The organism is Staphylococcus sp. FSL K6-3157 (assembly GCF_038005145.1).
GTDB lineage: Bacteria > Bacillota > Bacilli > Staphylococcales > Staphylococcaceae > Staphylococcus > Staphylococcus equorum.
Genome location: NZ_JBBOSM010000001.1, coordinates 254,540 through 277,995 on the forward strand (window position 1 = coordinate 254,540; position 23,456 = coordinate 277,995).

The 23,456-nt window shown below is 34.7% G+C and carries 16 protein-coding genes; 9 read left to right on the forward strand and 7 right to left on the reverse strand.

What is annotated here, in order from left to right; translation table 11 throughout:
• Positions 1 to 4 precede the first annotated feature (4 nt).
• The gene (locus MHB47_RS01130) at positions 5 to 1,366 is read left to right on the forward strand and encodes a gluconate:H+ symporter (RefSeq protein ID WP_107517225.1); all 1,362 of its coding nucleotides are present in this window, start codon (positions 5 to 7) and stop codon (positions 1,364 to 1,366) included.
• A gap of 74 nt (positions 1,367 to 1,440) precedes the next feature.
• Here MHB47_RS01130 and MHB47_RS01135 read toward each other — a convergent pair whose 3' ends face one another.
• From MHB47_RS01135 to MHB47_RS01150, 4 genes are all read right to left on the reverse strand, one after another.
• Positions 1,441 to 2,118 carry an ABC transporter ATP-binding protein gene (locus MHB47_RS01135; protein ID WP_046465779.1) on the reverse strand — a complete coding sequence of 226 codons (678 nt, stop codon included), beginning with the start codon at positions 2,116 to 2,118 and terminating at the stop codon, positions 1,441 to 1,443.
• Between the two features lie 18 nt (positions 2,119 to 2,136).
• Positions 2,137 to 3,186: an ABC transporter permease gene (locus MHB47_RS01140; protein ID WP_340754468.1), complete on the reverse strand. Its 1,050-nt coding sequence runs from the start codon at positions 3,184 to 3,186 to the stop codon at positions 2,137 to 2,139.
• Positions 3,187 to 3,400: 214 nt separating this feature from the next.
• On the reverse strand, positions 3,401 to 3,829 hold the full coding sequence (locus tag MHB47_RS01145) for a pyridoxamine 5'-phosphate oxidase family protein (protein ID WP_340754470.1): 429 nt from the start codon (positions 3,827 to 3,829) through the stop codon (positions 3,401 to 3,403).
• Between the two features lie 91 nt (positions 3,830 to 3,920).
• Positions 3,921 to 4,463 (reverse strand): LysE family transporter, encoded by a 543-nt coding sequence (locus tag MHB47_RS01150; RefSeq protein ID WP_340754472.1) that lies wholly within the window; start codon positions 4,461 to 4,463, stop codon positions 3,921 to 3,923.
• Between the two features lie 162 nt (positions 4,464 to 4,625).
• On the opposite strand from MHB47_RS01150, the gene MHB47_RS01155 reads away from it, so the two are divergent.
• On the forward strand, positions 4,626 to 5,174 hold the full coding sequence (locus MHB47_RS01155) for a helix-turn-helix domain-containing protein (protein ID WP_069818131.1): 549 nt from the start codon (positions 4,626 to 4,628) through the stop codon (positions 5,172 to 5,174).
• Positions 5,175 to 5,252: 78 nt separating this feature from the next.
• Here the strand turns inward: MHB47_RS01155 and MHB47_RS01160 are convergent, their stop codons facing one another.
• The 3 genes from MHB47_RS01160 to MHB47_RS01170 all read right to left on the reverse strand — a co-directional run bounded on the left by MHB47_RS01160 (position 5,253) and on the right by MHB47_RS01170 (position 8,510).
• Positions 5,253 to 6,821, reverse strand: coding sequence for an alanine/glycine:cation symporter family protein (locus MHB47_RS01160; protein WP_340754478.1), 1,569 nt, complete (start codon positions 6,819 to 6,821; stop codon positions 5,253 to 5,255).
• Positions 6,822 to 7,051: 230 nt separating this feature from the next.
• The gene (locus tag MHB47_RS01165) at positions 7,052 to 7,474 is read right to left on the reverse strand and encodes a DUF2871 domain-containing protein (RefSeq protein ID WP_340754480.1); all 423 of its coding nucleotides are present in this window, start codon (positions 7,472 to 7,474) and stop codon (positions 7,052 to 7,054) included.
• A 178-nt stretch (positions 7,475 to 7,652) separates the two neighbouring features.
• Positions 7,653 to 8,510: an oxidoreductase gene (locus MHB47_RS01170; RefSeq protein ID WP_340754482.1), complete on the reverse strand. Its 858-nt coding sequence runs from the start codon at positions 8,508 to 8,510 to the stop codon at positions 7,653 to 7,655.
• Between the two features lie 81 nt (positions 8,511 to 8,591).
• Here MHB47_RS01170 and panB point away from each other — a divergent pair, with 81 nt between their 5' ends.
• From panB to MHB47_RS01205, 7 genes are all read left to right on the forward strand, one after another.
• The gene (panB, locus tag MHB47_RS01175; protein WP_340754484.1) at positions 8,592 to 9,404 is read left to right on the forward strand and encodes a 3-methyl-2-oxobutanoate hydroxymethyltransferase; all 813 of its coding nucleotides are present in this window, start codon (positions 8,592 to 8,594) and stop codon (positions 9,402 to 9,404) included.
• Positions 9,401 to 10,249, forward strand: a complete 849-nt coding sequence (gene panC, locus MHB47_RS01180) for a pantoate--beta-alanine ligase (RefSeq protein ID WP_340754486.1) — start codon at positions 9,401 to 9,403, stop codon at positions 10,247 to 10,249. Before panB ends, panC begins: the two co-directional genes overlap by 4 nt.
• 243 nt (positions 10,250 to 10,492) lie before the next feature.
• Positions 10,493 to 11,998, forward strand: coding sequence for a malate dehydrogenase (quinone) (gene mqo / locus MHB47_RS01185; RefSeq protein WP_340754488.1), 1,506 nt, complete (start codon positions 10,493 to 10,495; stop codon positions 11,996 to 11,998).
• 190 nt (positions 11,999 to 12,188) lie between these two features.
• Positions 12,189 to 13,709, forward strand: a complete 1,521-nt coding sequence (gene exaC / locus MHB47_RS01190; RefSeq protein ID WP_340754490.1) for an acetaldehyde dehydrogenase ExaC — start codon at positions 12,189 to 12,191, stop codon at positions 13,707 to 13,709.
• Positions 13,710 to 13,924: 215 nt separating this feature from the next.
• Positions 13,925 to 20,932, forward strand: a complete 7,008-nt coding sequence (locus MHB47_RS01195; RefSeq protein ID WP_340754492.1) for an Ig-like domain-containing protein — start codon at positions 13,925 to 13,927, stop codon at positions 20,930 to 20,932.
• A 177-nt stretch (positions 20,933 to 21,109) separates the two neighbouring features.
• Positions 21,110 to 22,279, forward strand: a complete 1,170-nt coding sequence (locus MHB47_RS01200; RefSeq protein WP_002506476.1) for a YbfB/YjiJ family MFS transporter — start codon at positions 21,110 to 21,112, stop codon at positions 22,277 to 22,279.
• Positions 22,280 to 22,466: 187 nt separating this feature from the next.
• Positions 22,467 to 23,441, forward strand: coding sequence for a tRNA dihydrouridine synthase (locus tag MHB47_RS01205; protein WP_107516719.1), 975 nt, complete (start codon positions 22,467 to 22,469; stop codon positions 23,439 to 23,441).
• Positions 23,442 to 23,456 lie beyond the last annotated feature (15 nt).

The window sequence follows — 23,456 nt, forward strand, 5'->3', positions numbered from 1 at the left end:
TAAAATGATGGGAGAAATGTGGCCATTAATTGCTGTAGTAATAGGGGTACTTATATTATTAATGTTAATTATTTGGCTTAAATTAAATACATTTATTGCATTAATCATTACTTCAATGGTAACAGGTATCTTGCTAGGTATGCCTTTAAACACGATTGTCACTACTATTGAAAAAGGGATGGGCGATACTTTAGGACATATTGCAATTATCTTTGGTCTCGGGTCCATTTTAGGAAAACTGTTATCTGACGGTGGTGGAGCAACACGTATTGCAGACACACTTATAAACGTTTTTGGCGAAAAATATGTGACCTGGGCTATGATTATTGCTTCATTTATTATTGGTATTTCGTTATTTTTAGAGGTAGCATTTGTATTATTAATTCCATTAGTATTTACATTAGCAAAAAGAATGGAAATATCGAATTTAAAAGTCGGCTTACCAATGGCAACATCAATTGCTATAACACATGGATTTTTACCACCTCATCCAGGTCCTGTAGCGATTTCCGAAGCTGTTAATGCAAATATTGGTTATGTGCTAATGTATGGAATCATTATTGGAATTCCATTAGCGATTATTGTTGGCGGAACATTTCCTTTAATTGCACATAAACTGACACCAGAAGCTTTTAAAAGAGAAGGTAATCAAGCAGCAGTTGGAGAAATGAAGGAATACGATCAAGATCAATTACCTAGTTTTGGTATTAGTCTACTAACAGCACTTGCTCCAGTTATATTGATGTTATTGGCGACAGTGGTACAACTCATTACGGGTAATGATGATGGTAACGCCAAAGGATTTGAAGGTTTTATTTACTTTATTGGTACTTCTGTAACTGCAATGCTTATCGCTGTGTTGTTTGCGATATATACAATGGGAATTAGACGTAAACAAACAATGAAGGAAATTATGGACACTGTTGCTAACGCAATTACACCAATTGCTATGTTAATACTTATCATTGGTGGTGGAGGAACATTCAAGCAAATATTGATCGATGGCGGTGTTGGTGACACTATATCAGAAATATTTAAAGGCACAGAAATGTCACCGATTATTCTTGCGTGGTTGGCCGCTGCTTTATTACGTACAGCATTAGGCTCTACAACAGTAGCAGCGATTTCTTCAGTAGGAATTGTATTACCATTATTGCAAACAGCAGATGTGAATATTTCCTTAGTAGTATTAGCAATTGGGGCAGGAAGTATTTTCTGTTCTCATGTTAATGACGCAGGTTTCTGGATGTTCAAAGAATACTTTGGTTTAACTATGAAAGAAACATTTTTAACATGGACGCTATTAGAGTCTATCTTATCTGTGGTAGGTCTTATCTTAATATTAATCACAAATTTAATTATATGATATTAATTGTTAACCAAAATAAAAAATCCCTTCATAAATAATCACTTGAATTTGATTGCTATGAAGGGATTTTATTATGATTTGTTGTCCTGAGTCAGCGTAAGCATACCATCTTCCATGTGATATACGCTATCACAATACTCTGTTAGTCGTTCATCATGCGTAACGACGATACAAGTTTTGTTTTGTTCCATCGTTTGTTCTTTCAAAATTTTCATTACTTCCATTGCATTGTTTGTGTCTAATGAAGCGGTTGGTTCATCAGCTAAAATAATTGATGGTTTTGTATAAAGTGCTTTAGCAATCGCAACGCGTTGCTTTTGTCCGCCAGATATTTCACTTGGAAGTTTATTCTCAAGCACCGCAATATCTAGTTGCTTAACAAGTTGATTATAACTTGCTTCGTCTAGCACATCTTTTTTCTGTTTTTGTAATAACTTAAATTGCTGTTTTACATTTAGAAATGGTACAAGATTCGTAGCTTGAAGAATAAAACCAATTTCTTGCATCCTTGTTTTTGCTAATTCTTTCAGCGAAAGTTGAGATACCTGTTTATCATTGATGATAATTTCACCAGATGTGGGCGTCTGTAATGCGCCGGCCATTGTTAGGAATGTACTTTTTCCAGAACCAGAGGGTCCGATAATGGCAATCAGTTCATTTTTATTAAATTTCAAAGATGTAGGTTTTACAGCTTCAATTGTTTGATTCCCATCTTTAAAACTTTTAGTGACGTTTTTAAATTCTAGCATTTATTTATACACTCCTATTTATCCTATTGCCTTGAGTGGATCTACTTTTCTAATCGTCAATATCGAGAAGAGGCTACCTAATAGAGAAACTATGATAAGGACGACGCCGTATATTAATAACGTAGTAACATCAAATTTAACTGGGACCACACTTGGTAAAAAGGCACCAGTAAGTATAGTTAGCGCAAGACCAATCACTGTACCAATCATCGCAATGATGAACGTTTGTGATAATACAACTTTTGCTAAATATCCATTTGTGAAGCCTTGTGCTTTTAACACACCAAATAAATTTGTTTTTTGTAACGTAATGACATATAAAAAGATGCCAATCACTGTTGCAGAAATAATAAATAAGAATGTAATCATAAAGTTTAACGTTAAGTTTTGAGCTTGATAACCTGGTAAGTTTTCAACGAAACTTTCAATTTCTATAGCTTCTAAATCACTATTTAAATCTTGTTTATTCCAATCTTTATCTCTGACCACGACCGCATTGGTTTTATCTTCATTTAATGAAGGATTAATTTTTTGTATTGTACTATTATTAGAAAACAGCACTGGAGAGGCATTGTATTTAGCACTTTCACTAAAGCCTACAATTTCTAATTTTTCATCTGATTGTGATAACGATAATTTATCTCCTATTTTAAATCCTTTATCTTTTAGAGTTTCATCTGCTATTACTTCATTGTCAGATTTAACTTTTTTGCCTTCTATCATATCAGGTACTAGGAAAGAATCAGAAGTGACTCCAAATAGTAAGGCATTTTCTTCTGCATTACCATTAGAAGCGATAACACCTGTCTGTTTTAAAGTCGTTTGTTTATCATATGTATTTCCGACATCATCTTTATTGAACGAAGACTGCTCTACAGTTTCATTTGCATCTTTATTTAATACAATAGCATCGGCTTGCCATTTATCGATACCTTCTCTATTCATATTCATCAGTCCGCTTGCTAAGCCAGATAAAAGGAAGAGTAGGTAACTAATCATAATTAAGACACCGATAATCAAGCTGAATTTCAACTTGTTACGTTTAATTTCATTCCATGCTAAAAACATAAATTACCTCCTATATGTAAATTGTCACTAGATTTATATAAATTAAAAAATTCATTTTCAACTTATTTTATAAAGCTTACTTCTATAATAACCTATTTAAATATAGAATGTATTCATTTTCTATGTGAAAAAGACAGTGTATCTTAAATCGTAGATTATTTAACGAAAGACAAAACACTTGTATAAGCTATTACTTATACAAGCGTTTTGAAAATTAACCTTCAAAATTTATAATTTGTGGTTCGTCTAACGTTTTATCATTCATTATCTTAATAGATTTTGGCTGAGCTTTAACTACACATAGTTCTGGGTCAGTTTTATTATCGAAAAATGATTTGTCTTGGTTTTGCCATAACCAATCAATTGTTTCTTGATCTTGAACAATTGATAATGTGGCATCAATTTCTAAAAAACTACGATTATTTGTATCATCGTAACCAATTAAAATATGTGCACGTGGGTTTGACTCAATTTCTTCAATTTTTATTGAGTTAACATTTGTTTTTGTATAAAGCGTGTTACCGTCATTATAAAAAATCATGTATCTACTGTTAGGTATATGATTATATGCGGTAGATAGCACCCCGACACGTGATGTATTGAGTATTTCGTTAATCTTGTTAGTTAAATTAGTATTATCCATACATGAATCACCTCTATATACCTTATACCCTAATAGTGAGAATTAAAAAGTAAATTCCAAGAAAATTTAATAAAGTTCAATTTGATAATAATCATTCTAAAATCATCATAAATGCTAAAACTACAAGACATGCAGACATACTAACTTTATAGATGAATTCATATTTTAATAGAAGTTTTTTAAAACAAAGCCCCATAACGGCCCAGGCGACTGCACCTGAAACACCGATAAGTGCAATGATAATTGTATAACTCAGTGTAGCAAGAAAACTTATATTTTGAGTAGTGACATAGGTCACGATAGCAGTAAGTACATAAACGATTGTTTTAGGATTCATATATTGAAGAAGCAAACCATCTCTCATACGATACGTATTGCTTTGTTGAGCGTCTTTACTATCATGTTTAAATACAGAATAAGCAAGATACAATAAGTAAATAAATCCCACTATTTTAATTACAAATATAAAATTTGAAAAGTAAGCAGCCATATATTCACTAAATAACAAGCAAAACATTGAAAGCGTTAAAAAACCTAATCCAATACCAATTAAGAATTTCACAGTGCCTTTAAGACCTAATTTTAAAACGCCGTCTAATGCTAATAAATTGTTAGGCCCAGGGGTATAACTCATAAAAAACGTATAAAAAATAAATGATATAAACAAATTGCATTCTCCCTTCATTATCCTGTATTATGGAAATATAATCACTAAACTTCCGCTCAATAGGATATTTCCTTTTAAAAGGATTTTATATCCATTAAACAGGAAAGTCAATATAAAAGGGGTCGAATAATGGAATTTCATAAAATAGTAGCTAAGAATATTTACTTATATAGAAAGAAAAATAAGATTAGCTTGGACAAATTATCAAAACTCACAGGGGTGAGTACATCTTCATTGAATGAAATTGAAAAAGGTAATACGATTCCTTCAATAAATACCGTTTGGAAAATTAGTAACGGTTTAAAATTATCGTTTAGTAGTTTAATGAATGAGGCAGAGTCAGATTATACACAGTTAAAAAAAGAAGATGTTGTACCTGTGACTGAAGATGAGGGTAAATATCGTGTTTATCCATATTTCCCATTTGAAAAGAGTAAGTCCTTTGAATTCTTTTATGTAGAGCTCGATCCAGGAGCAACATTAGATGCAGAACCCCATTTATCCGGTTCAGAGGAATCGATTATTGTAATTGATGGACAATTAGAAATGCATTTAGAACATGAAACGCTTCATTTAGGCGAAGGCGATGCCTTGAGGTTCAAATCAGACATCTCTCATAGCTATATTAATAATGGAGAAAATATGACTCTAATATCTATGGTTATTGACTATCAATAAATTAAAACCCATGTTCCTCGATGTAGTAGAGGGCATGGGTTTTGTTATAAAATAATATAACTGTGTGTAAAAGATTTATTATTCTTGTTTATGAAAATTGTCTTTATTTTTTTCTCTGTTAAACCAAAAATATGCATTAGGAGCATCTTGTTGCGTGGGTTTATAAACAGCTAAGCTGCCAGATCCTTTCGATTTTTTCTGATTTTCAAAATCTTTTAAAGCACGAAAGGCGGGCTTACATAAAATCCATATAGCTATAATATTTAGCCATGCCATCATACCAACACCTACATCGCCCATTGCCCACGCAGCATCAGCGGTCTTGATTGTGCCATATGCAGTGGCAAAAATAAGTAGGAAACGGGTCAATGTAATATAAAAATTTGATTTTTTAGCACTCAAATTTCTAGTAAGATACGCAATATTTGTTTCGGTAATATACGAATAAGCTAATATGGTAGTAAATGCAAAGAAAAATAATGCAACTGCTATAAAATAAGAGCCGAATCCAGCGAAATTTGGGTCAAATTGGTAGCTATCGCCTTGAAATGCTTTATCGATACCAGATTGTACATACATGGCAGTCCCAGAGAAATCTTTAGAGCCATCTGCATTTAATACATAAACACCATTATCTTCAATTAAATTAGGCTGTCCTTGTGCATTCTCTGTGCCATCTGTTGTATTATAAGTTCCTGAAATTAAAATAATTAGTGCGGTAGCTGTACAGACGAAAATAGTATCTATATAAGCTGAGAAAGCTTGTACAAGCCCTTGTTTTGCTGGGTGAGATACTTCTGCCGCTGAAGCTGCATGGGGTCCTGTCCCTTGACCTGCTTCATTTGAATATAATCCTCGTTTTACACCAATTTCAATCATTGCCCCAATAATTCCACCGAAAGTAGATTGCAACCCTAGTGCAGATTTAAAAATAAGTGCGAATAATGCAGGAACTTCCTCAATATTTAAAAAAATTACAATAACAGCTAATAAAATGTAAGCTATAGCCATAAAAGGGACAATTGCTGTTGCCATACTGGCAATGCGTTTAATTCCACCAAAAATGATAAGCGATAGTAATATTACTAAAAAAATTGTGACTGCCCATTTTGGAATGCTAAAAGCACTATGTAATGAAGTTGCAATTGCATTGGACTGTACGCCTGGCATTAAAAGTCCGATTGAAATAATAGTCACTATAGCAAATATTAACGCAAATATTTTTCCGAACTTTCCTCCAATACCATTTTCAATGTAATAAGCAGGGCCGCCTCTGTATTCCCCATTTTCCTTTTGTTTATATATTTGACCCAATGTAGACTCTACAAATGCAGTGCTTGCACCTAGTAAAGCTGTCACCCACATCCAGAAGACTGCGCCGGGGCCGCCAATAAATATGGCAGCTGACACACCAACGATATTCCCAGTGCCAACTCTGCCAGCTAGTGATAATGAAATAGCTTGAAAACTAGAAATACCTTGTGGAGATTTTTCACCTTTGAATAATAAACGTAACATTTCTTTAAATTGTCTCACTTGTGCGAAGCGAGTAATAAGTGAAAATATCAATCCTGTTATTAATAAACCAAAAACTAACGGAGGACTCCATATAATTTTATCTAAGAAATCAATGAATTCTGTAATCAAATTAATTCTCCTAACATAAAATGAATTTTTATACTGATTTATGTAAGCGCTTGCTCGCAATTGTACACTTCTGAAATCTGTGAGCAAGAGTGTCAATTAATTCATTAACATTTTAATGAATTAAAATATAGAATTAATTTTTAATAATTTTATGTATGGAGTAAAATAAAAACACACAAAAAATCTGTTCAAGTTTCTATTATTGAGACTTGAACAGATTTTTGGTTATGCTATTTTCTTTTTTCTGCAGTGGCGTTAATTCTTTTATTTAATAACACAAAGAATAAGATGAATGCGATAGAAATAAAGATGTGACCTAAACCAGCAATGCCTGCGATTGCAGGACTTACATTGAATCCTTTGATAGTAGCAATACCGTTCACAAATTGCATCGCTACAGTTACTAATACGCCTAAGTGGAAAATATAAAAGAAACTATTAAATAATTTACTATTACGAGTCAATTTAAGTTGATGTTCGATAACCATGAAAATCAAGAACATAATTGTACCTAAAACTAATAAATGTGTGTGCGTTACATTTAATTGCGAATAACCGCTAAAATTTTCTCCTTTTGACATTTCTCTATAGAACAAACCACTAAGTAATCCTAATAAAGTATAAAAGGCAGAGCTGAACATTAATTTTTTCATTTTTTCTTCCTCCAAATTGTTAATAACTGCAATATAAAGTAATTTTATGAACTGTTTATGAACAGCATAAAAATAAATTACCGTTTATAACAATATGAAAGAAACGCACGATAACGAATGAAATATAATTTTTAATATTGGCATATCAAGTAGAGCGTATTTTAAAAAATAGCACTAATTATTTTTGTTGTGCCAATAACAGCGAATAAATAGTATCCAGTACTGGCGTATTCACTTGATGTAATTTTGCTTTTCTAAATAAAAAGCCTTGGATTCCTTCTATTTCTAATGGGTTATCTGAGATGATATCGTAATACATACTTGTGCCCATTTGATTGGGATAACCTTCGTAAATCGTCATAATACCATCGATAATGTCATCACCAAAATAGATATTTTCAGCTTGTGCAATGGCTACACCTTCAACTAATAATTGCTTACAAAGATGTTTCATTCCTGGGACTTGAAGTACTTCGGCAGTGCGACGACTTAATGCTGTGACACTATTAATAGCTAAATTAACAAGTAGTTTATACCAAATGGCATAATCAATATCGTTTGTGAGTTCAATTTCTAAAGAAGAGCCAGCTACAATATCTTGGAATGCACGCGTTTCTGGAGAATCTTCTAAAATGATTTTGTGATCACGATAATGCGTTACTGTAGAACCAGATTTTCGTCCGCTAATATAAACAACACCTTGAAATACGTGAGGGTGTTCAAAGCGTGACAACTGACCGTGACCATTTTGAGCAAGTATAATAGTTGTTTGCTCATGGATTAAATGTTTCATTTCTCTTAATATAGCATCAAGCTGAGGTATTTTGACCGCAATAATTAAAAAATCAACTTGGCTTTGATCATTTGTTAATGGCGTTACCTGTAAAGTATGTGCATGTCCAGTATTATTATTGGCAAAGTAGGTGAGTGTTTGATGTTGTCGACCGAGTAAGTGTAAGTCGGGATGTATGGTTAAAAGGTCAATTGCAATCGTGCTACCTACTGCGCCAGGTCCAATTATTGCAATTTTGTTCATGTTTTTAATTTCCTTTTCTAAGTAGATTGGTTAGTATATGGATAACAATACAAATATAACAAACTGCGGAGATGATTTTAATTGAAAACATTAAATCAGTTATTAGATATGAAACAGAGTAACGATAAAATATCAATGGTGACAGCTTATGATTATCCTAGTGCGAAGCAAGCTGAAGCAGCACAAATAGATACAATATTAGTTGGTGATTCATTAGGGATGACCGTCTTAGGCTATGATAGTACAGTACAAGTGACGGTAGACGATATGATTCACCATGCAAAAGCAGTACGACGAGGTGCGCCAGACACATTTGTAATTGTAGATGTGCCTTTTGGTGCGGTGGGTATAAACGAGCAGTCGGATTTAGAAACAGCTGTAAAATTATATCAGCAGACTCAAGCGAATGCGATTAAAGCTGAAGGTGCACATTTAACTCAATATATTGAAAGTTGTAGCAATGTGGGTATTCCAGTTGTTTCACATCTTGGGTTAACACCCCAAAGTGTTGGTATAACTGGGTATAAAATGCAGGCAAATACTAAAGAAGCAGCACAACAACTTATAGATGATGCTTATAATGTACAACAAGCAGGTGCTGTTATGTTAGTGCTAGAAGCAATTCCAAGCGATTTAGCTGCTAAAATCACTAAAAATTTAGATATACCAGTTATTGGAATTGGCGCTGGTAAAAGCACAGATGGTCAAGTATTGGTGTATCATGATTTACTAAATTATGAAGTCAACCATCAAGCAAAATTTGTGAAACAATATGGTGATTTTTCAAAAGGTGTTCAAGCATTATCTCTATATAATACAGAAGTTAAGTCACAACAATTTCCAAGTGATGCGCACACTTACAAAAAGCAGGTCATGAACGAGGTGTCTGAATGACTGAGTTAATTACTACTATAGAAGAAATGACTGAAATGTCTAAGCAATGGATAAAATCAAATAAATCAGTGGGCTTTGTACCTACGATGGGCGCTTTACACGAGGGCCATTTGAAAATGATGTCACAATCTATTACTGAAAATGACGTGACAGTGATTAGTGTTTTTGTAAATCCACTACAATTTGGACCTGATGAAGATTTAGATGCGTATCCTCGAGACATTGAAAGTGACACAATTAAAGCCTCATCAGTAGGCGTAGATTATATTTTTTATCCGAGTGAAAAAGAAATGTATCCGGAACAACCTACAATTGAAGTAAAGGCTGGACGTCTAGCATCAGTATTAGAAGGCGCACAACGTCCGGGGCATTTTGACGGCGTAGTGACAGTAGTAAATAAACTGTTCAATATTATACAACCAGAACGTGCTTATTTTGGAAAAAAGGATGCACAGCAATTAGCTATAGTGGAAAAAATGGTTGAAGACTTTAATCATGCAATTGATATTGTAGGCGTAGACATTGTTCGTGAAGCGGATGGTCTAGCTAAGAGTTCACGTAATATTTATTTAACGTCAGAAGAAAGAGCAGAAGCGCCTCACCTTTATGAAAGTTTGCAGTTAGCACAATCATTATATAATCAAGGTGAACGAAGCAGTTTGAAAATTATTGAAGCTACGCGTGATTATATACAACAACATACGAGTGGGGATATAGAAACAGTGGCAATTTATAGCTATCCTCAACTTATCGAACAACATGAAATTACAGATAAAATTTTTATATCGCTAGCAGTCAAATTTAGTCAGGCACGTTTAATAGATAATATTATTATCGGTGATTAATTTGTCGTAATGTATTTACATGATTAGTGAACAATTCAGTTAGATACAACATTCTCTCAATATACAATTTACATTTTCTTAGTGTTGATTTATCATATGTAGAGAGAGATATTTATCGAGAAAACAATTATATGATAATTAAATAGTTTTAAGGGTATAAATACAGTAGTGAAAATAATGTATGCGTTATCTCAAGAACTAAACAACTTTGTTTTATCTTATATAATTAATTAAAAAGTGATTATGAGAGGTGGTAAAAAAATGAGTGAATCTAACTCAAAAGATGTCATTTTAATTGGTGCTGGTGTTTTAAGTACAACATTCGGTACGATGTTAAAAGATCTTGCACCAGAATGGAATATTAAACTTTTTGAAAGACTCGAAAAACCTGCAATTGAAAGTTCTAACGAACGCCACAATGCTGGTACTGGACATGCCGCATTATGTGAATTGAACTACACAGTTGAACAAAAAGATGGTTCAATCGATATAGAAAAAGCGAAAGAAATTAATGAACAATTTGAGATTTCAAAACAATTTTGGTCTCACTTAGTAAAAAGTAATCAAATTCAAGACCCACAAGAATTTATACGCCCATTACCGCATATTAGTTTTGTGCAAGGCGATAAAAATGTGAATTTCTTGAAGAGACGTTATGAAGCACTTGCGCCTTTATCAATGTTTAAAGGTATAGAATATACAGAAGATCATAAAAAACTACAAGAGTGGATGCCATTAATGATGGAAGGCCGCGACCCAGAAGAAGTAGTTGCAGCTAGTAAAATTGACGAAGGTACAGATGTTAACTTCGGTGAACTTACAAGAAAAATGGCTAAAAACTTAAACGAACATGAAAATGCAGAACTTTTCTACAAACATGAAGTTCAAGACTTCAGCCGTCGTAAAGATGGTAAATGGGAAGTTAAAATTAAAGACCTTAAGACTAATAAAGTAGAACATCACATCACTGATTATCTATTTATTGGTGCAGGTGGTGCTGCAATTCCAATGCTACAAAAAACTGGTATTCCAGAAAGTAAACATTTAGGTGGATTCCCAATTACAGGAGAATTCTTAGTATGTAATAATCCTGATGTTGTAGCTAAGCACGAAGTTAAAGCTTATGGTAAAGAACCTGAAGGTACACCGCCAATGACGGTACCTCACTTAGACAGACGTTATATTCAAGATGAAAACTCATTACTATTTGGACCATTCGCAGCGATTGGCCCTAAATTCTTGAAAAATGGTTCTAATTTAGATTTATTTAAATCAATCAATCCTAGCAATATAATCACTATGTTAGCTGCAGCGGCGAAAAACTTCCCGTTAATTAAATATTCTATTCAAGAAGTATTAGCTAAAAAAGAAGATCGAATGAAAGAATTACGTCGATTTGTTCCTGATGCTAAGGATGAAGATTGGGATATTATGCAAGCTGGTAAACGTGTTCAAGTTATCAAAGATACGAAAGAACACGGTAGAGGATTTATTCAATTCGGTACAGAAGTTGTAAATTCAAAAGACCATTCTGTAATTGCATTATTAGGTGAATCTCCAGGTGCTTCTACTTCAGTTTCAGTTGCATTAGAAGTAATCGAGAAAAACTTCCCAGATTATATGGCCGAATGGGAACCTAAGTTGAAAGAAATCATTCCATCTTATGGTAAATCATTAATTGAAGATTATGCACTATTAAAAGAAATACGACAAGCAAATAATGCAGAACTTGATTTAAACAATAAATAATAAACTATCCCTTGAAGTGTTAAGCTTCAAGGGATTTTTTTGTCTGATTTAAATATATTTTCAACTAACAAGCTAAACTAATACAAAATGTAATCTTTTTTATTATTTCTCATATTAAAGAAAACATTGTTTAAGAAAGCGCTTACTTTATTTTTTTGAGGGTATTAGACTCAATAAAGGAGGTTTTACAGTGATATATACAAATCCAAATCAAGAAGATGCAAAATACAAAGTAAAATCGAAATATGCTAATTTTATAGGTGGAAAATGGACTGAACCACAAGAAGGGAACTATTTTGATAATATTTCACCAGTTACAGGTGAAAGTTATGCCAAGATACCTAAGTCTACACAAAAAGATGTGGATTTAGCTGTTGAAGCTGCCCAGAAAGCGCAAGTAGAATGGGGTAAAAAATCATTATCTCAAAGATCGCAGTTATTATTAGATATAGCTGATCGTATTGAAGAAAATTTAGAATATTTAGCAGTGATAGAAACGTTTGATAATGGAAAGCCAGTGAGAGAAACACTTACAGCAGATTTACCATTAGTAGTAGATCATTTTAGGTATTTTGCAGGTGTGATTCGTGCAGAAGAAGGCGGCATTTCACAAATAGATAATGATACAGTTGCATATCATTACAAAGAACCATTAGGCGTAATTGGACAAATTATTCCTTGGAATTTCCCTTTACTTATGGCAACTTGGAAGATTGCGCCAGCGATTGTAACAGGTAATACAGTAGTACTAAAGCCCGCAGAGCAAACGCCAGTATCGATTTTACATTTTATTGAAGTGATAGAAGATATTTTACCAGAAGGTGTGCTCAATATAGTAAATGGTTTCGGAAATGAGACTGGTGAGGCGTTAGCGACGCATAAAAACATAAATAAAGTTGCGTTTACAGGTGAAACAACAACTGGAAAAATTATTATGAAGAATGCTAGTGACAATGTTATACCAGTTACACTTGAACTGGGCGGTAAATCACCGAATGTATTCTTCAAAGATATTATGGATGAAGATGATGAGTTTTTAGAAAAGGCTGTAGAAGGTTTAGTCATGTTTGCACTAAATCAAGGTGAGGTATGTACATGTCCTTCAAGAGCACTTATTCATGAAGACATCTATGAAAAATTTATAGCTTTATGTATAGAAAAAGTGAATAAAATAAAATTAGGAAATCCTTTAGATGAAACAACAATGGTTGGTGCACAAACTTCAAATGAGCAACAAGAAAAAATCAAAAAATACTTAGATATTGGTAAAGAAGAAGGTGCTGAAATTCTTGTAGGTGGAAATGTTAGACAAGAAAACGAGGATTTAGAAAATGGATTTTATATTGAACCAACGATATTCAAAGGTGACCAAAGTATGCGTATTTTCCAAGAAGAAATATTTGGTCCGGTATTATCTGTTGCAACTTTTAAAACAAATGAAGAAGCTCTAGAAATGGCGAATGATACAATCTATGGTCTTGGAGCAGGTATTTGGACGAGAAGCCAGAACACTGCGTATCGTATTGGTAGAGGAATTCAAGCAGGACGTGTGTGGGTTAATAATTATCATACTTACCCAGCGCATGCTGCTTTTGGCGGGTACAAAATGAGCGGTATCGGACGAGAAAATCATTTAATGATGTTAGACCATTATCAACAAACTAAAAATCTACTTGTAAGTTATGATACAAAGCCAACAGGTCTATTTTAATGAAAAATAAATAAATATAATGAGAAATTTAAAACTATTGCGCTAATGCGTGATAGTTTTTTTGTTGTTACTAAAATTATTTCCAATTGTATATTTTCGTGAACCTAATAAATAATTTTCTAACTTAATTTTTATATTTAAATCCATATAAAACTCTTAAAAAAATAATACAATTGTGATATTGTAATATCGACTAAGATTAATGGAGGAAAATAATGAAAAACAATCATGATTTAACACCTAATAGAAAGAATAAATATTCTATTAGAAAACTTTCAGTTGGCACAGCGTCATTATTAGTAGGAAGCGTATTAGTATTCGGAATATCTAACGATGCGAATGCAGCAGAAAACGATCTTCCAAAAGATTCCAAAGCACTCAGTACTAATGTGAATGAAGATGATAACCACTTAGTTGATACAGAAAAAGCAAATAGCAACGAACAAGAGCCAGTCAATGACTTTTCAGAAAGCCATGATATTCAGAAGGACAATTTAAAAGCAAGTCATAGTGCTTCAGAGCAAAGTATTGTTCAAAGTAAGCCAACAGCAAATAACACAAATGAAATTGACACCAGCAATAAAGAACCAGAAGTAGCTGTAAATACTAATGAAAGTAAAGTTACTGACAATAAAGAGAATAATAACAACGTGTCGAATGTAATTGAAAAAGAAAATGCAGCGTCAAAACCTAATAAAACTAATGAAGAGAATAGTGAAATTGTAAAAACCGAGAATAAACTAAAAGCTGATAATAAAGCGAATGGTGAAAAAGAAACTAATGTAATTGAAAAAGAAAACAAAGAAAATAGTGAAATTATAAAAAACGAAAATAAAAAAGTTAATAATGTTGATGACACATCTCCAAATTACGAGGATAGACAAACAAGTGATGTAGCAGAGGAAACTACAATAAACCAAAGCGAGGCACAATCTAAACAAACAAGAGATGTTGATAGTTATATAGCAAATAATACTAGTAATAAAATAAAAGCAAAAGATGAAGTAAATACACAAAGAGAAAATACTAATTCAGCTAATGCAAACACTGCCGTAGATAGAAGTGGAAGTGAAAGAGCGAGAGCGCTGAATACAAATGAATCCAATAATAATGTTGCTAAAGTGAGAAGGGCTCGTTCAGTCATAATTAGAAATAAATCAGCCAGAGCAATGACAGAAGACAGTTCTTTGGAAACATTAGATTACTCAGATAACTATACATTCCAAACTTTGATTTTTGATCCTAGTACATTAACAAGTAACGAAATTTCAAATGGAAAAACTATTCCATTTGAAATCCATAGTTATTTGACTGGAGCAAATTCTGGAGATAGATATAAAATAAATTTACAACTAGACCCAGTGATTGCTAACCATGTGACAAGAATTACTGTTAATCCTGTTGGTTCTACATCACCAGTAAAGTTAGTTAGATTATCTAATAAGCAAGGTAAACTGACTAATATTTGGCAAGTTAATTTCATTAGAGCAAATGGTGGTTTATTTGGTGGTGCAGAAATATTATCGCAATATACAGCCACTGGAGGACGTATGGAACTTGACACTACCGTTAAAAATATCTTGAACAGTATGAAAAATAAAAAAGATAAGTTAAATTATCTAATATATGTGAAAGACGATTTTAAAAATAAAAAAATACAAACTTCAGAAACAAGTGGTTATTTTTTAACACCATCAGATACGGAAATAAATAACATTGTCCCATCACAATCTAATAATGCCAATAATGCATTTAAAGCAAGTAGTGGAACAGTACAATTTGATTCTACAATCGGTAATTTCGGTGGTGCAATCATTGATCATCAAATATTAAAGAATGGAATATTTAACTATGGTGGAAGAATACTTGATCTTGGGTTAAATAAACAATGGGCATATAATTATCAAATTGATCCTACTTTATTACCATATATTTCTTCAATAGAATTACATAAATTAGATTTTAAAGGTGTAAGTGGTTTTGATAAGAAATATTATAAAGGAAATAGAGTAGCAACGCTTGCAGTTGATGCAAATGGTAGAGGAACTATTGCAGATACCGACTTAAATCAACTCATAGAATTTAATAATTCATTACCAGAAACTGTAGGTATTAGAATTGTACTTGTATATAATCAAAGCCCTAATAATATATTAACTAGGGGTGCTTCTTATGATGCGAACGGTAATTTAATACCTAGTACAACCCGAGTAAAAGAAGACTTTGCATTTAATGGATACTTAACAGATAGAAATGGAGGAATGATCGCTAATACTTTTGGTTCTTCAACGTACTACATTCAAGATATAGATAAAGATGGTTTGACAGATAATTTTGAAATTCATAATTCTCATTCTGATCCATTTAACGGTGATACAGATAGAGATGGTAAAAATGATGGAGACGAATTTTTAAGATATCAGACCTCTCCATTAGTAGGCAAACCTATTGTAAATGATATCACAACAGAGGATACCATCATCAAAGGTGATGTCCCATTAGATCAATATGCAGCAAATCAAAAAGTGAAAATTTTGAACGCAAATGGCACGGTAGTAAGTCAAGGTACCGTGAATAGTAACGGTACATTTAGATTAAACGTATCGAAATTAACACCTGGTACTTATAAGGTGGCTATAGACTCACCTAACTATCGAAATGATGAGGTAAATACATTTAAGGTAATTGATATAAAATCATTATTAAAACCAAGTATTGCCCCGATTAACGATCAAAGTACAAGCCTTCAAGTCAATGGTGTTGGAGGATCTACTATTGTGGTCAAAGATAATAATAACAAGGTTATTGGAAAAGTGGTGTTAGGAAACAGCGAGACAACGAAAACGTTGCAGTTGACCCAGCCACTTAAAGCCGGAACAATTTTGACTGCTACTGCTACAAAGAATGGAAAAACGAGCTATGCATCAGACCCAGTAACTGTGACAGATATAACAGCACCAAACGCACCAGTGGTGAATGAAGTCACAAGTGAAGGTACACAAGTAACAGGAACAAGTGAAGCAGGATCGACGATTACAGTTCAATTCCCAGATGGAAGTAGAGTTACAGGCACAGCAGATAATCAAGGCAACTACGCAATAGATGTTCCGACGAACGTAGATTTAGTAGGAAATGAAGAGATCGTAGTTACATCAACAGATGTTGCGGGCAATGTATCACCGGAAACAAGATTGACTGTTACTGATGTGACAGCACCACACGCACCAACGGTGAATGAAGTGACAAGTGAAGGTACGCAAGTCACAGGAACAGGCGAACCAAATTCAACAATCACAGTTCAATTCCCAGATGGGAGTGTGGCAACAGGCACAGTAGATAGTCAAGGCAACTACGCAATAGATGTTCCAACGAACGTAGATTTAGTAGGGAATGAAGAGATCGTAGTTACATCAACAGATGTTGCGGGCAATGTATCACCGGAAACAAGATTGACTGTTACTGATGTGACGGCACCAGTAACACCAACGGCGAATGAGGTTACAAGTGAAGGTACACAAGTAACAGGAACTGGTGAACCAGGATCGACGATTACGGTTAAATTCCCAGATGGAAGTGTGGCAACAGGTACAGCAGATAGTCAAGGCAACTACACAATAGATATTCCGACAAATGTAGATTTAGTAGGAAATGAAGAACTCGTAGTTACATCAACAGATGGCGCGGGCAATGTATCACCAGAAACAAGATTGACTGTTACTGATGTGACGGCACCGGTAGCGCCAACGGTGAATGAAGTTACAAGTGAAGGCACGCAAGTAAGTGGAACAAGTGAAGCAGGATCGACGATTACAGTTCAATTCCCAGATGGAAGTGTGACAACAGGCACAGCAGATAGTCAAGGCAACTACGCAATAGATATCCCGACAAACCTAGATTTAGTAGGCAATGAAGAACTCGTAGTGACATCGACAGATGGTGCGGGCAATGTATCACCGGAAACAAGATTGACTGTTACTGATGTGACGGCACCCGTAGCACCAATGGTAAATGAGGTTACAAGTGAAGGCACACAAGTAACAGGAACAGGTGAACCAGGCTCAACGATTACGGTCCAATTCCCAGATGGAAGTGTGGCAACAGGCACAGTAGATAATCAAGGCAATTACGTGATTGATATCCCAACAAACGTGGACTTAGTAGGGAACGAAGAATTGATAGTGACATCAACAGATGTTGCGGGCAATGTGTCACCAGAAACAGGATTAACAGTTAAAGATACGACAGCACCCGTAGCACCAACAGTGAATGAAGTCACAAGTGAAGTCACACAAGTAACAGGAACAGGTGAAGCAGGATCGACGATTACAGTTCAATTCCCAGATGGAAGTGTAGCAACAGGTACAGCAGACAGTCAAGGCAACTACGCAATAGATATTCCGACAAACGTAGATTTAGTAGGCAATGAAGAACTCGTAGTGACATCAACAGATGGTACTGGCAATGTATCAGCAGAAACAAGATTAACAGTTAAAGATGCGACAGTACCAACAGCCCCAACGGTGAATGAGGTTACAAGCGAAGGTACACAAATTACTGGAACAGGTGAAGCAGGTTCAACAATTACGGTTAAATTCCCAGATGGAAGTGTGTTAACAGGTAAAGTAGATGATCAAGGAAATTACGTGATTGATTTACCAGTAGACAAGCAAATAAATGGAAACGAAGAGTTGGTCATCACATCCACAGATGGTGCGGGCAATGTATCGCCAGAAACAAGATTAACGGTTAAAGATACAACAGTACCCGTAACACCAACGGTGAATGAGGTCACAAGTGAAGGTACGCAAGTAACAGGAACAGGCGAACCAGGCTCAACAATTACGGTTAAGTTCCCAGATAGAAGCGTGTTAACAGGTAAAGTGGATGATCAAGGAAATTACGCGATTGATTTACCATTAGATAAGCAATTGAATGGTAGTGAAGAGTTAGTTGTCACATCAACAGATGAATCAGGCAATGTATCGTCAGAAACAAGATTAACGGTTAAAGATACGACAGCACCAGACGCACCAACGGTGAATGAAGTTACAAGTGAAGGCACGCAAGTAAGTGGAACAGGTGAACCAAATTCAACAATTACAGTGAAGTTCCCAGACGGAAGTGTTGTAACTGGTGTGGCGGATAATCAAGGAAACTACGTAATAGATATCCCGACAAACGTAGATTTAGTAGGGAACGAAGAATTGGTAGTTACATCAACAGATAGTGTGGGCAATGTATCGTCAGAAACACGATTAACTGTTACAGATGTGACCGCACCAGTAACACCAACGGTGAATGAGGTTACAAGTGAAGGCACGCAAGTAACAGGAACAGGTGAACCAGTCTCAACGATTACAGTTAAATTCCCAGATGGAAGTGTGGCAACAGGCACATCTGACAGTCAAGGCAACTACACAATAGATATTCCGACAAACATTGATTTAGTAGGCAATGAAGAGTTAGTTGTTACATCAACAGATTCATCAGGCAATGTATCAGCAGAAACAAGATTAACGGTTAAAGATACGACAGTACCAAACGCACCGATGGTGAATGAAGTGACAAGTGAAGGTACGCAAGTAACAGGAACAGGCGAACCAAATTCAACGATTACGGTTAAATTCCCAGATGGAAGTACAGTAACAGGTAAAGTAGATAATCGTGGAAATTATGTGATTGATTTACCAACTGATAAGCCATTGAATGGCAACGAAGAGTTAATTTTTACGGCTACTGACCGATCAGGCAATGTATCGTCAGAAACAAGATTAACAGTTAAAGATGCGACAGCACCTGTAGCACCAACGGTGAATGAGGTTACAAGTGAAGGCGCGCAAGTAACAGGAACAGGCGAGCCAGGATCAACGATTACAGTGAAATTCCCAGATGGAAGTACAGTTACAGGCACAGTCGATAATCAAGGGAATTATGTGATTGATTTACCAGCTGATAAGCAATTGAATGGAAACGAAGAATTGGTTGTAACATCAACAGATGCATCAGGCAATGTATCGCCAGAAACACGATTAACGGTTAAAGATGCAACGGCACCTGTAGCCCCAACGGTGAATGAAGTGACAAGTGAAGGCATGAAAGTAACAGGAACAGGCGAACCAAGCTCAACAATCACAGTTCAATTCCCAGATGGAAGTACAGTAACAGGCACAGTCGATAATCAAGGGAATTATGTGATTGATTTACCAGCTGATAAGCAATTGAATAGCAACGAAGAATTGGTTGTAACATCAACAGATGGATCAGGAAACGTATCGTCAGAAACGCGATTAACGGTTAAAGATACGACAGCACCTGTATCCCCAACGGTGAATGAGGTTACAAGTGGAGACATGAAAGTAACAGGAACAGGAGAACCAGGATCAACAATCACAGTTCAATTCCCAGATGGAAGTACAGTAACAGGCACAGTTGATAATCAAGGAAATTACGTGATCGATTTACCAGCTGATAAGCAATTGAATGGAAACGAAGAGTTAGTTATCACATCAACAGATCCATCGGGTAATGTATCACCAGAAACAAGATTGACTGTTAAAGATACGACAGTACCTGTAGCCCCAACGGTGAATGAGGTAACGAGTGGGGACATGAAAGTAACAGGCACAGGAGAGCCAGGCTCAACAATTACAGTTAAATTCCCAAATGGAACTATCGTAACTGGAAAGGCTAATAATCAAGGAAACTACGTAATTAATGTTCCTTCTATAATAGATTTAAACCCTGGAGATACTATACAAGTCTCATCAATTGATAAGTCAGGAAATATGTCTGGAACAACAACAATTATTGTGAATAATAGTAGCGCTTCAATAACAAAACAAGCGAATGATCATGATAAATTTAGCAATAATTTTGATTTAAATAGTCAATTAGGATTGAATGGAATTGAAGGGGAAGATGGAAAAGAACACAGAAATCCAAATAGTAACAGCAAACATTCCGATGATTCAGTTAATCATAAATCAGGGACAGATGTAGCTTCCAAAGGCGATGTTATACAAACTAATGATGAAAAAGGTACTATTTCAAATATGAATAATGATAAAAATAATCTAGATAAAGGAAATAATAAACATGTAGATAAATTACCTACTACTGGTGAAAATGAGAACCAAAATAAAGGATTATTCAGTTCATTATTAGCTATGATTGGTGCATTTATATTAATTGGAAGACGTCGTAAAAATACAGAAGAACATTAATAAGTATTAATATTATAAAGATAAAATATCACTATAGTATTACAAAATAAAGAAGACGGAATGCTCTTTAAATAGAGCTTCCGTCTTCTTTTGTATATAACTTATTGATGATGTGCCATTTCTAAAAATATATCTTAGGCGTATAATGGAGTAATTAGTAAAGAAAGGTGTGGTGAAATGCAAAAAGCTTATCGGCAACTTATATTAGGTATGATTTGTTTGTTTATAGTTATGGCAATTGGACGTTTTGCATACACACCTATTATGCCGTTTATGCAACAAACGGGACATATGGATAACCAGAGTGCAGGATTACTTGCAACTATTAATTACTTAGGTTATTTAATTGGAGCAATTATTCCTATATGGATAGTTGTGTTTAGCAAGGTTACAGATTTGAAAGTTTATTTACTAATCAATATAGTTTCAACAATATTGATGGGATTATTTGATAATTTTACATTATGGATAATTTTCCGTTTAATCGCAGGGATAACGAGTGGAACGGTTTTTGTTTTAGCCTCAAATGTGGCGCTCGAAGCATTGAGAGCAGCGAACAAAGGTCGTATCTCAGGTATGCTTTATAGTGGTGTGGGTCTAGGCATTTTCACAAGTAGTATATTCATATTTTTATTCACTACAGAAAATAATTGGAAGATAACGTGGATTTTACTGGGCGTTTTTGCTTTAGTTATGGGAAGTTTTGTGTTTTTTGGTATGCGCCAAAATTCAAATGTTGAAAATGAAACACAAACCTTAAATGAAAAGGAAGATAAACCGAAAGTTAAATTGAATAAAAAATTTATTTGGGGATTTTCAATAGCGTATTTTTGTGAAGGTGCGGGTTACATAATTACAGGTACATTTTTAGTAGCAATCGTTAAATCCATACCTGAATTTGCAGATTATGCAGCGTTAAGTTGGATGTTTGTAGGATTAGGAGCTATTCCATCGACGATTTTATGGTCTATGATGGCTGAAAAATTAGGGTACAGTAAAGCAACTAATTTAGCATTTATTTTACAAATTATTGCCGTAATATTGCCTGTTTTTTCAGAAAGCATAACGAGTCTAGTGATAAGTTCTATTTTATTTGGTGCTACATTTCTTGGGTTAACGACATTGTTTATGTCTAAAGCACAAACGTTAATGTTTCAAAGTAATAGTAAAATAAATTTAGTTGCTTCATTAACGGTTATTTATAGTTTGGGACAAATGATTGCACCAGCACTTTCTGGTGTATTGATCGGTGAATCTGGAAATTATAATGCAGCACTGATTTTCGCGTCAATTATACTTTGCGTGGGACTATTAAGCAGTATGTATAGTTATAGAGTCACAAATTAAATGATATATTCGAAAAGAGAAAATGGATTTAAATAAATAAAAAGTTAGAGGAGTTATATACACGTGTAGAAGTACTCTATTCAGGCTTTTTAACAGTCATAATACTTTTGTGTAAATTGACTTTTTGTGGTAATATCGTCATGGATAAAAATTCGAGATAATAATAGATAAGAAGGTTTAAATATATATGAAAGAAAACTTTTGGCGTGAATTACCACGTCCATTTTTTGTTTTGGCACCAATGGAAGATGTTACAGATGTTGTTTTTCGTCACGTTGTCAGTGAAGCAGGCAGACCTGACGTTTTCTTCACGGAGTTTACAAATACAGAAAGCTTTTGCCACCCTGAAGGTGTACACAGTGTACGCGGACGCTTAACATTTACTGAAGATGAACAGCCTATTGTCGCTCACATTTGGGGAGATAAGCCAGAGCATTTCCGTGAAATGAGTATCGGTATGGCAGAAATGGGCTTTAAAGGCATCGATTTAAATATGGGTTGCCCTGTGCCGAATGTTGCAACAAAAGGTAAAGGTTCAGGACTAATTCAGCGTCCTGAAACTGCAGCTGAAATTATTCAAGCAGCTAAAGCAGGAGGTCTTCCCGTAAGTGTTAAGACTCGACTCGGTTATTCTGACATCGATGAGTGGAGAGATTGGCTGACACACGTATTCGAGCAGGATATTGCGAACCTATCGATTCATCTTCGTACGCGTAAAGAAATGAGTAAAGTGGATGCGCACTGGGAATTAATCGGAGAAATTAAAAAGGTTCGTGATGCAATCGCACCGGACACATTATTAACGATTAACGGAGATATTCCGGATAGAAAAACAGGACTCGAACTGGCAGAGAAGTATGGCGTTGATGGTGTAATGATTGGACGTGGAATTTTCCAAAATCCGTATGCATTTGAAAAAGAATCAAAAGAGCATACGAGTGAAGAGCTATTAGGTCTGTTGAGATTACATCTTGACCTATTCGATAAATATACAAAAGAAGAACCCCGTCAGTTTAAACCATTGCGCAGATTCTTTAAAGTGTATGTACGTGGCATCAAAGGTGCAGGTGAACTGAGACATCAGCTGATGAGTACGAGTACAACAGATGAAGTCCGGACACTGCTTGATGAATTTGAAGCACAAATGACACCTATACAATAACATTAATATAATTGG